Below are 9760 nucleotides of genomic sequence, written 5' to 3' on the forward strand. Positions count from 1 at the left end.
TCGTGACTATGCACTATTTTCAGTATTGTTCTTGGGAGCGAAACAATGGTTGTCCCAAGCGATGGTTGCACCATCTATTCTTTAAACCACATAACACATAAAGTTTTTGCGGAGCTTTTTTCAAAAAGCGACCCGCCGAAGGCATTCGGATCAATGTCGGATTACGAGCTACGAATTGGCCTTTTTACGGCAATTTAACCATACCGGCATACCAATAAACCCCAAATTGATTTCTTAACTGAAAATCAGGCAGAACCACAATATTTATTGGTTCTTATCAATTATTGGAAAATCTATAATGACCGTGGTTGAAATCCCTGCCTCGCTTTCAATTACCATGGATCCTCTATGATCCGATATTATATTCTGGGACACGCTAAGTCCGAGTCCTGTACCTTTCCCAACAGGCTTTGTAGTAAAAAAAGGCATCATGATCCTATTAATAAGACTTTCTGGAATTCCTGTTCCGAAGTCCTTAAAAGTCAGTCTCACAAGTTTGTCTGATCCAAAATTGATCAGTTCTCCCTCAATTATTATTTTTTTGTTTTCATCCAGACCCTGGTATTTTTCATTCAGGGCGTGGGCCGCATTATTTATAATATTAAGAAAAACCTGAGTGATAAGCTGGCTGTTCATGTTGATCTCAGGCAGATTGTCCGCAATGTCTATTTGAAGCCGGATATGATCATTTCTTAATTTAGCTTCAACCAAACAGATACTTTCTGAAATTATATTGCCAATTCTGCAAGGTGCTTTTTCACCTGAACCTGTTCTGGCGAATGACAGTAGGGCGCTTACAATTCCTGCTATTCTTCTGCCTTCGCTTTTAATGACCCCTGCATCCTGTTCGAGTTCTTCACGGCTATCTGCCATGAGAATGAGCTGGCTAGAGTTTATGATTGTATTGATGGGCGTGTTGACTTCATGGGCTATGCTTGCGGCTAATTCTCCAAGCATGGCAAGACGGCCAGCTCTGCGGGCTTCTTCTTCAGCTCTGATTATTTTCAGCTGAACCCTGGTTCTGGCAAGAAGCTCTTCCCGCGCAAACGGTTTTCCGAGATAATCGTTGGCTCCGCATTCAAGTCCTTTTGTAATATCAGACAGTCTTTTTCTGGCCGTTAGAATAATAATAGGAAGCTCTGTTATGCTGAACTTCCTGCGTAGCTCTTTGCAGACCTCGAATCCAGACAAACCAGGCATCATGAGGTCAAGCAGAATAAGATCGAATGATTCACCTGAGTCTACAAGAGCAAGGGCTTCCATGCCGTCCTTGGCGGTTGTGACAGCCATTCCTTCAAGCGAAAGATGATTTCTGAGGACCTGAAGATTAACCGGATCATCATCCACGGCGAGAATCCTGGCAAGACCTTTGGTATTGAAAATTGGATTCAGGTTTTCAAAATCATTTTCCGGCAAATTCTGTATGAACGGAGCAGGAGATTCAGACGGCGCTGCTAAAGCGTCGGGATCTTTACATACAGGAATTGTAAAATGGAATGTAGAACCTTTGCCTATGCTTGATTCTGCCCATAGCCTGCCGCCGTGAAGCTCTGTAAGGTGGTGGCTTATTGACAGTCCTAACCCTACTCCTCCCATGGATGCTGAAGAGTCATCCTGTTCAAAGGGCCGGAATATGATTTCCATACTATCAGGATGTATCCCAGTGCCTGTATCGCTGACAGCAATTTCTATCATGTCTTTCTTTTTTTTTGCTGAAACTCTTATTTCGCCTTTGTCTGTGAATTTTACGGCATTGCCCAAGAGGTTGAAAAAAATCTGTATAAGCCTGTCTTCATCGCCTTCTGCAAACGGGAGCCACATGGATATTGCGTTTTCAATGGAGATACCTTTTTTCTGGGCAAGAGGTTTTATTACTCCAATTGCAATATCTGCTATAGATCTTAAGTCCACAGCCTTAATATCTATTTTGAGGTCGTTATTTTCAAGTCTGGAAAAATCCAGAATATCATTGACAAGCGTGCTTAGCCTTTTTGCGCTGTTTACTATCATGATAAGATTTGCTGCAGACTGCCGTGAAAGCTCTCCCCCTGATCCAGCTAACATTGATTCTGAAAGTCCTATGATTCCTGAGAGAGGAGTGCGTAGCTCATGGGATGTGTTTGCCAGGAATTCGTCCTTGATCCTGTCAAGTTTTGAAAGTTTGAGATAGTTTTCTTTTAATTCAGAAGACAGGTTTTCAACTGATGAAAAAGCCTTGGAAAATCTGAGGGAAAGTGCAAAAGCCTGAAAAAGAACAAAAAAGAATACGCCCACATGAATCAGATAAACTGATTGAATAATATGCATATCTGTAAGCATATCATTTATGCCCGCAGACCCAATTATAATAAATCCTATTAGTATGAAGGTTGCTCCTTCAAGCTTTTTCAGCCTTGCTCTGTTAAGTTTAAAAAAACTGTATACGATCAGAAGAGCAGATGTGGAAAAATAGATCGGTACTAATGCTGTGAGAATAAATACAGGAATCGTAAGGCCAAGAAGTGTAAAAAAAACAGCCAGAATGCTGGATGCTATCAGTATTTTTCTTGAAAATTCTTTTGGGTAGAGGGATCTGAAAAATTGATAGCCCACTGGTATTGTAAGAAAGAAGAATATCTGATCAAGTCGGCTCAAAACCTGGATTGGAGTAACAGGCAAAAAAAGACGAATTACCCATGCACTTGAGTTTGAAACAAGGAAGTTTGCCATCCATAGAAGACAGTAAAAACCAAAGTAAAGGGTTGAAGGGTTTTTTCTGCGGAACAGAAAGAGGACCAGATGATATCCTCCCATCACAAGAAGACTGCCAACGAAAAATAGGGCTATGCCCCACTGTTTTGTCTGTTCGGCTGTAATTTGGTTATGATGACCAATTCTGACTGATGAGGTTATTCCACCTTCCCTGAAATAGTGATTCGAAACCTGAAGAACCAGCTCAATTGGCTCGCCGTCCGATTGGAATTCCGGCATCAGGACAGACGGATTTGGTACTTCGTTTTCTGATGATTTTCCAACTTTACCGCTTTCAGCAAGCAGTTGGCCATTTATCCAGAGCCTGTATGCGGAAGAAATGTCAAAAATGCGCAGGGCAAGTCTATCTTGTGCTTTTTCAGGTATTATTTTGAGTCTGTATGTGGCGTATCCTTTACCATTTATTTTTTTGCCTTCGTATTCATAATTTCTCCAAGTTGATGGAATAGGAAGGTAATCTGATTTTTCATGCCCTGAAATATTCTTAAAATCATCTGGTTCGAGGAGCTGGCCGAAATAAAATTCCCATTCCCCGTCGAGATTTACAGTGCCGTCTTTTTTTAAATTCCATCCTGACATATCTATTCTGCCCTTAATGGCTAACGGAGTCTTTTTATTCTCAACACATCCGGAGCAAATTGATAAAACAAGGATCAGGAAGAGACAAAAAAATATTTTGAATGTTCTTGAAATCAGAAAAGCCTCGTCAGATAACAGTTTTGATGTGCAAAATTTTGGATCTTTATTTCTTGGTTTTATTCTTTTTCATTATTGAAAAGATGTATACTTCACATCAATCATAAATTGAACTCTTCTGTTAGATGAAAGGTCAAAGTTCGCTTTTTGAAAAAAGCTTGGCAAAAACTTTTTGATTATGGATTCTTTTGCTTGAAAAACATATATTCTCAACTCGTGATAAAAAAACCATAAAAGTTTTGGGAAAGGTCTGGAAACCCCTTTTTCAAAATGGTTTTCCAGTAATAATGCACAACATGCTTGCCATTCAAACGGCCTGACTCATTGCAAATGTTCAAGCTGTGGCATTGATGAGTATGCATTATCATGCTTGATGGACTGTCTGCAACTGATCTGATCTCTTCTGATTATTAATGCTCTTCAACTATGTTTTTAAGGTATTACTATTACCAGATGACTATTATCAGATTGGCAGCCGTTCTTTTTTTTATTAGTGTTTATAATTGACAGATGTATCAACAACCTTTTTTGAGCAATAAAGGCTATGGACGAAAAATTTAAAATAATATCTTCTTTTACCCCTAAAGGCCATCAGCCCAAGGCAATCGAAACCCTCAGCAAAGGAATTATTTCTGGCAAGAATCATCAGACCCTTGTTGGTGTTACAGGTTCTGGAAAAACATTTACCATGGCCCATGTAATAGCAAACTGTAACAGGCCGGCTCTCGTTATTGCACCCAACAAGACCCTTGCTGCCCAGCTTTATCATGAATTCAAGGGGCTTTTCCCTGAAAGCGCCGTGGAATATTTTGTCAGCTATTATGACTATTATCAGCCAGAAGCATACATCCCCACGACTGATACATATATACAGAAAGATTCCGCCATAAATGAAATGATTGACAAGATGCGCCATTCAGCCACGAGATCTGTTCTTACCCGGCGCGATGTTCTGGTCGTTGCAAGTGTTTCCTGTATTTACGGTCTTGGCGCTCCAGAAGATTATCTTGCCATGCGCATAGAATTGGGTGTGGATGATGAACACACAAGGGAAAAGCTTCTTAAAGATCTTGTTTCCATGCATTATGAACGTAATGATATGGATTTTCATCGAGGGGTTTTCAGGGTGAGGGGAGACAGGGTTGAAATTTTTCCTGCATATGAAGAAGATGTTGCTTTACGCATAGAGTTTTTTGGAGATTTTATTGAAAGCATTTCTGAAATTGACCCTTTAAAAGGGTCTGTAACAAGAAAGCTGAAAAAAACCGCAGTTTTCCCTGGCAGCCATTATGTAACCATGAAGGAAACCAGAACCAGGGCAATTGAGACAATTTCAGCGGAACTTGCCCTGCGTGAGGCTTATTTCAAATCTGTGAACAAACTGATCGAGGCCCAAAGAATAGTTGAGCGCACAAATTTTGACCTTGAAATGATCGAAGAGCTTGGATACTGCAACGGTATCGAGAATTATTCCCGGCATCTTACCGGTCGAAATCCTGGAGAACCGCCTCCGACGCTTCTTGACTATTTTCCCGATGACCTGATTGTATTCCTTGATGAAAGCCACATGGCGGTTCCCCAGATACGGGCGATGTACAGTGGTGACCAGTCAAGAAAAAGCACTCTTGCTGAATTCGGGTTCAGGCTTCCGTCTGCCCTTGATAACAGACCTCTGAAATTTGAAGAGTTCAATAAAAGGGCTCACCAGGTAATATACGTTTCAGCTACTCCTGCTGATTACGAGTACGAGGTTTCAGGAGCGAATCTTGTCGAGCAGATAGTAAGGCCAACAGGTCTTGTTGATCCTTTGATTGATATTAGAAGTGCTGAAACCCAGGTTGACAATCTCCTTGAAGAGATTCGCCTGAATGTTGAAAAAGGCGGAAGGGTTCTTATTACAACCCTTACAAAGCGCATGGCAGAGGATCTCACCGACTATTACACCGATTTCGGGATCAGGGTCAAATACCTGCATTCGGATATCAAGACCCTTGAACGCATGGATATTATCCGCAGTTTAAGACTTGGAGAATTCGATGTTCTCATAGGAATCAACCTTCTGCGTGAAGGCCTTGATATTCCCGAAGTATCCCTTGTCGCAATAATGGATGCTGACAAGGAAGGTTTTCTGCGTTCAACCAGGGCCCTCATTCAGACATTCGGACGAGCAGCAAGAAATGTTGGCGGCAAGGTGATTCTTTATGCTGACAGGATGACGGATTCCATGCGCAGGGCGATTGATGAGACTGACAGAAGAAGAAAAATTCAGGAAGAATATAATATTGTTCATGGAATCATTCCCACAACCATTGAAAAAGAAGTCTCTGTTTATCTTCCTGTTCAGGAAAAGGCAATACCTCAGGATCTTTTTGTATCTGATAAAACCATAAAATTTGAGACAGTTAATGATATCGAGGCCATGATCAAAACGCTGGATAAAGAAATGAAAGAAGCGGCAAAGGAACTTATGTTTGAGAAAGCTGCCCAGATAAGGGACAGGATCAAGTCATTAAGGGCGCTTGAGCAGTTTGGGTGAGTTCTGTTTCCTGACAGGAGAGGGTATAATACTCAGTTTATGCCCTTTAATTAAGCAAGGCCGCAAAAAAGTCTTATTTTCGTTTTCCGTCATTCATGCGCAGGCCTGAATCCGCAAGTAATTGAAATTTCTTGATGACTGATCAGCTCAGGAATGACGCACACGCTCTTTTTGCCTTTTTGCGAGGACATCAAATTATCCATTAACGAATAGTAGCCGTCACCTGGTAGCACGTTTAAACACTCCAATTGAACTGCCATTCTCGATAAAATAATAATCGCCCATTTCCGCTATCAGAGCCCACCTACCATCACTTTTACGCACTGCAACCACGTATCCCGGCGTGTTAAAGGTCGGCCATTCCCAGGTAAAAACCAGGGATCGTTTAAATACGTTCTTCTTCAAGTCGGCCAGTCTTATATCATCTTTTGTGCCGGCCATCGGGATGCTCCAGGCGTTATGCAGCAGGATAACCTGTGCCGGATTCTCAAGCTCTACAGGTACGTTGTCGTGGAGGATTCCGGTGCCTGTTTTAGGCACTTCGTTCCACCTATCTTTATTAAAAAGATAATACAACGAGCTGAATCCCCAACCGCTATCCAAGCTTAATGAATTTTCTGTCCGCATTGTTGAAAGAGTCTTGACAGATTTTTGCGGACTGTCCTTGCTTTCCGTCAACGTAACTTTTTTGTTTACAGAGGACGGCCATCCTGTGGTGGAGAGTGTTGATCCGTCTACAAAAAACCATGTAATTGAGCCTGTTCCTGATTCGGAGTTAATATATCCAGGACCCAGGAGTTTGACCGCATCGCTGACAGTACTGCCTGATTTGATCTTTTCCTTCAGCTCCACCGGAAGTAGCTTGAATCCATTTTTGTTGCATACGACCATGCCATCAAACTTAAGTTCGAGGCCTTGTTCCCTGATTTTTATATCCGTTTTGTTGGAATCGTAATTATCAGAGCTTTTTACAGAACTGCCTTGGGCGGCTGTCATGGTCTCGGAAAAGTTTATTTTTGAATCCGCCATGTATAGAATTTCAAAATTATGATCATTGAAACATGCCCAAAAACGACGCAGTGGTTCTCCTTCCTTCTTATACAGGTCGTTTGCTCCTGGCACGAACCAGGATGACCAGTCGCCGCTGAACCATTGGATTTTATAAGCTATGATTTTGCAACCAAATTTTTTGTCAAGGTTCAGGTTCAGGCATTGATCCACCCACTCGTTGTCATTTCTGGGGGCGAATATCTGGGTTCCCACGAATGATTGGGTGGACAATTCCGGCAATGATGCGGTATTTTGATCAGCGCTGGCGAGTGAGCTAAATAGACCGATTATACATAGTATTATGATTATTCTCATATAGAATCATCCTGTTCGATAAGTGTAACTGATCGAATCCTGCATTTTATTATTTTTGAAAATACTATGCAGCAAATAATGAAATCAGCCAAGAATATCTTTTACGGCAAAACAGGGGGCTTTTTCTGGGCATTTTTCAGCTTGCGTCAGGTTGATCTTTGATGACTGAAAATAAACATTGCACAAGGCTCGGGCTTCCACAGCCTATGATCAGATGATTTTGATAGGAAGTTTTTAATTTTTTACATTGAAACATAAGGCGCCATCTAAGAATTATTATGAGAAATATTATTTCTGAAAAACTATCTTCAGCCCCGGATTCACCCGGAGTCTATCTGATGAAGGATGAAAAGGGCGAAATCATATATGTAGGCAAGGCCAAAAGTCTAAAAAAACGTCTTTCTTCATATTTTCTGAAGACAGATGCTCCTGATCTGAAAACAGGCATAATGGTTTCTAAGGTCAGGGATTTTGACGTTATTCTTACCCCTTCCGAAAATGAGGCTCTCATCCTTGAAGCAAGCCTCATAAAGAAGCACTCTCCGAAATACAATATTCTTTTAAAAGATGGCAAACAGTATCCTTGTCTCAGGCTGAATCCCAAAGAACAGTATCCTGTGCTTGAAATTGTCAGAAAAATAAAAAAAGACGGAGCCATATACTTCGGTCCATTTTCATCTGGTTCAGCAGTTCGCCAGACCCTTGAGCTAATAAACAGAACTTTCAAGCTCAGAAAATGCAAGAACCCGTCAAAAAACCTTGGAAGGCCATGTCTTAACTATCAGATGGGAGTCTGTCTCGGTGTCTGCTCTGGAATGGTTTCAACAGAAGAATACCTTAAAACAGTAAGGGAAGTCATTCTTGTACTTAAAGGCAGGACTTCAAGTCTTCTGAAAAAACTAAGGGAAAACATGCTTGCCGCTGCTGAAACCGAGGATTATGAAAATGCCGCCGAGATCAGGGACAGAATCTTCAGTCTTGAAAGGCTCATGGAAAAACAGTCTGTTGTCGCCTCCGATCTGCTTGATCGTGATTCCATTGGTTTTTCGCGGGACGGTGATTATGCTTCTGTTTCAGTAATATTTGTGCGCGGCGGATATGTTTCAGGCAGCAGAAATTATTTTTTTAGGGCTTTTGAGCAGGATGATCATGAAATACTGTCCTCATTTATTACACGATTCTATGATGATACAGGATTTGTTCCGCGCGAGGTTCTTACTCCGCTTTCTCTGACTGATTCAGAAGCCTTGTCTGAATATCTGGCAATCATAGCCAAGAGAAAAGTCAGCGTATTTTGTCCATCAAGGGGAGAAAAACCCGGAATAATCAGCATGGCAATGGAAAATGCAGAAAAACATCTAAGGGACAAAATAAATGCCAGAACTTCTGATATGGCTGTTCTTGAGATTCTGAAACGCAGGCTTTCACTTCCATCTATTCCAAGAAAAATTGAATGTTTTGACAATTCCAATATGGCTGGCACAGAACCTGTTTCAGCCATGGTCGTTTTTTCAGACGCAAAGCCTGATAAAAAACACTACAGGAAATATGCTATAAAAGAAGCGTCTGGCCAGGATGATTATGCATGCATGCTTGAGGTTATAAAACGGAGATACTCCAAAATAACCACAGAAGAAGACATGCCTGATCTTCTTTTGGTGGACGGCGGAAGGGGACAGCTTGGTATGGCCCTTCTTGCATTGAGGGAGCTTGGCCTTGAAAACAGCTTTCCAGTGGCTTCCATTGCAAAGAGGGATGAGAGGGCAGGGGAGACAAGGGATAAAATCTATCTTCCAGGCAGATCAAATCCCGTGAATTTCGGGAAAGAGGATTCAGGTCTTCTTCTGCTTGAAAGAATAAGGGACGAGGCCCACAGATTCGTAATCACTTTCCAGAGAAAAAGAAGGGAAACCAAAACCATCAGAAGCGTTCTGGATTCAATCCAGGGCATTGGTGGTAAAAGAAAACAGACCCTGCTCAGGCATTTCAAAAGTATTGAAGGAATTGCTTCTGCTGAAATATCAGAAATTGCGGCTTTGCCTGGAATGAACGCTAAAAATGCCGAGTCTTTGAAGACTGCCCTTAAGTTGCTTGGGTTTGGAGAATAGGCAAAAATGCCGGGTCACTTATATCTGGTTCTTTTTTAGTAAGGTTATGATAAGTGGTCGGTTTTGATTGGACAGATTTTCTGAAAATATAAGTGAAAATCCTATCAACAAATCCTTATATAATTTTGACCTCTGTGTCTCATATTTTTAATAAAAGCTTCAAGCGGCGATTGGAATTTCCAGACCTTCAAAATATGTTTTATCAGGCGTATTATTCTTAAAGCTCTGGTGAGGCCTTTTTGTGTTGTAGAACCTCAGATAATCGCCAATTTTGTGTCTCGCTTCTGACATGCTTCCATAGGCC

At 41.4% G+C, this 9760-nt stretch carries 5 protein-coding genes; 2 read left to right on the forward strand and 3 right to left on the reverse strand.

Annotated elements, in window-relative coordinates:
- Nucleotides 1-264: 264 nt before the first annotated feature.
- Entirely contained in the window at nucleotides 265-3330 is a 3066-nt protein-coding gene (locus K245_RS0114485; protein ID WP_027359822.1) for an ATP-binding protein, read from the reverse strand.
- A gap of 661 nt (nucleotides 3331-3991) precedes the next feature.
- Here K245_RS0114485 and uvrB point away from each other — a divergent pair.
- Nucleotides 3992-5983 carry an excinuclease ABC subunit UvrB gene (gene uvrB, locus K245_RS0114500; protein WP_027359823.1) on the forward strand — a complete coding sequence of 664 codons (1992 nt, stop codon included), beginning with the start codon at nucleotides 3992-3994 and terminating at the stop codon, nucleotides 5981-5983.
- A 219-nt stretch (nucleotides 5984-6202) separates the two neighbouring features.
- Here the strand turns inward: uvrB and K245_RS26770 are convergent, their stop codons facing one another.
- Complete coding sequence (locus K245_RS26770; RefSeq protein WP_051284163.1) at nucleotides 6203-7348, reverse strand: hypothetical protein; 1146 nt, start codon at nucleotides 7346-7348, stop codon at nucleotides 6203-6205.
- A gap of 278 nt (nucleotides 7349-7626) precedes the next feature.
- On the opposite strand from K245_RS26770, the gene uvrC reads away from it, so the two are divergent.
- Nucleotides 7627-9456: an excinuclease ABC subunit UvrC gene (gene uvrC / locus K245_RS0114520; RefSeq protein ID WP_027359824.1), complete on the forward strand. Its 1830-nt coding sequence runs from the start codon at nucleotides 7627-7629 to the stop codon at nucleotides 9454-9456.
- A 159-nt stretch (nucleotides 9457-9615) separates the two neighbouring features.
- Here uvrC and K245_RS28575 read toward each other — a convergent pair whose 3' ends face one another.
- Nucleotides 9616-9747, reverse strand: a complete 132-nt coding sequence (locus K245_RS28575; RefSeq protein WP_084156461.1) for an integrase core domain-containing protein — start codon at nucleotides 9745-9747, stop codon at nucleotides 9616-9618.
- Nucleotides 9748-9760: the final 13 nt, after the last annotated feature.

It is taken from the genome of Desulforegula conservatrix Mb1Pa (assembly GCF_000426225.1).
GTDB classification, from domain to species: domain Bacteria; phylum Desulfobacterota; class Desulfobacteria; order Desulfobacterales; family Desulforegulaceae; genus Desulforegula; species Desulforegula conservatrix.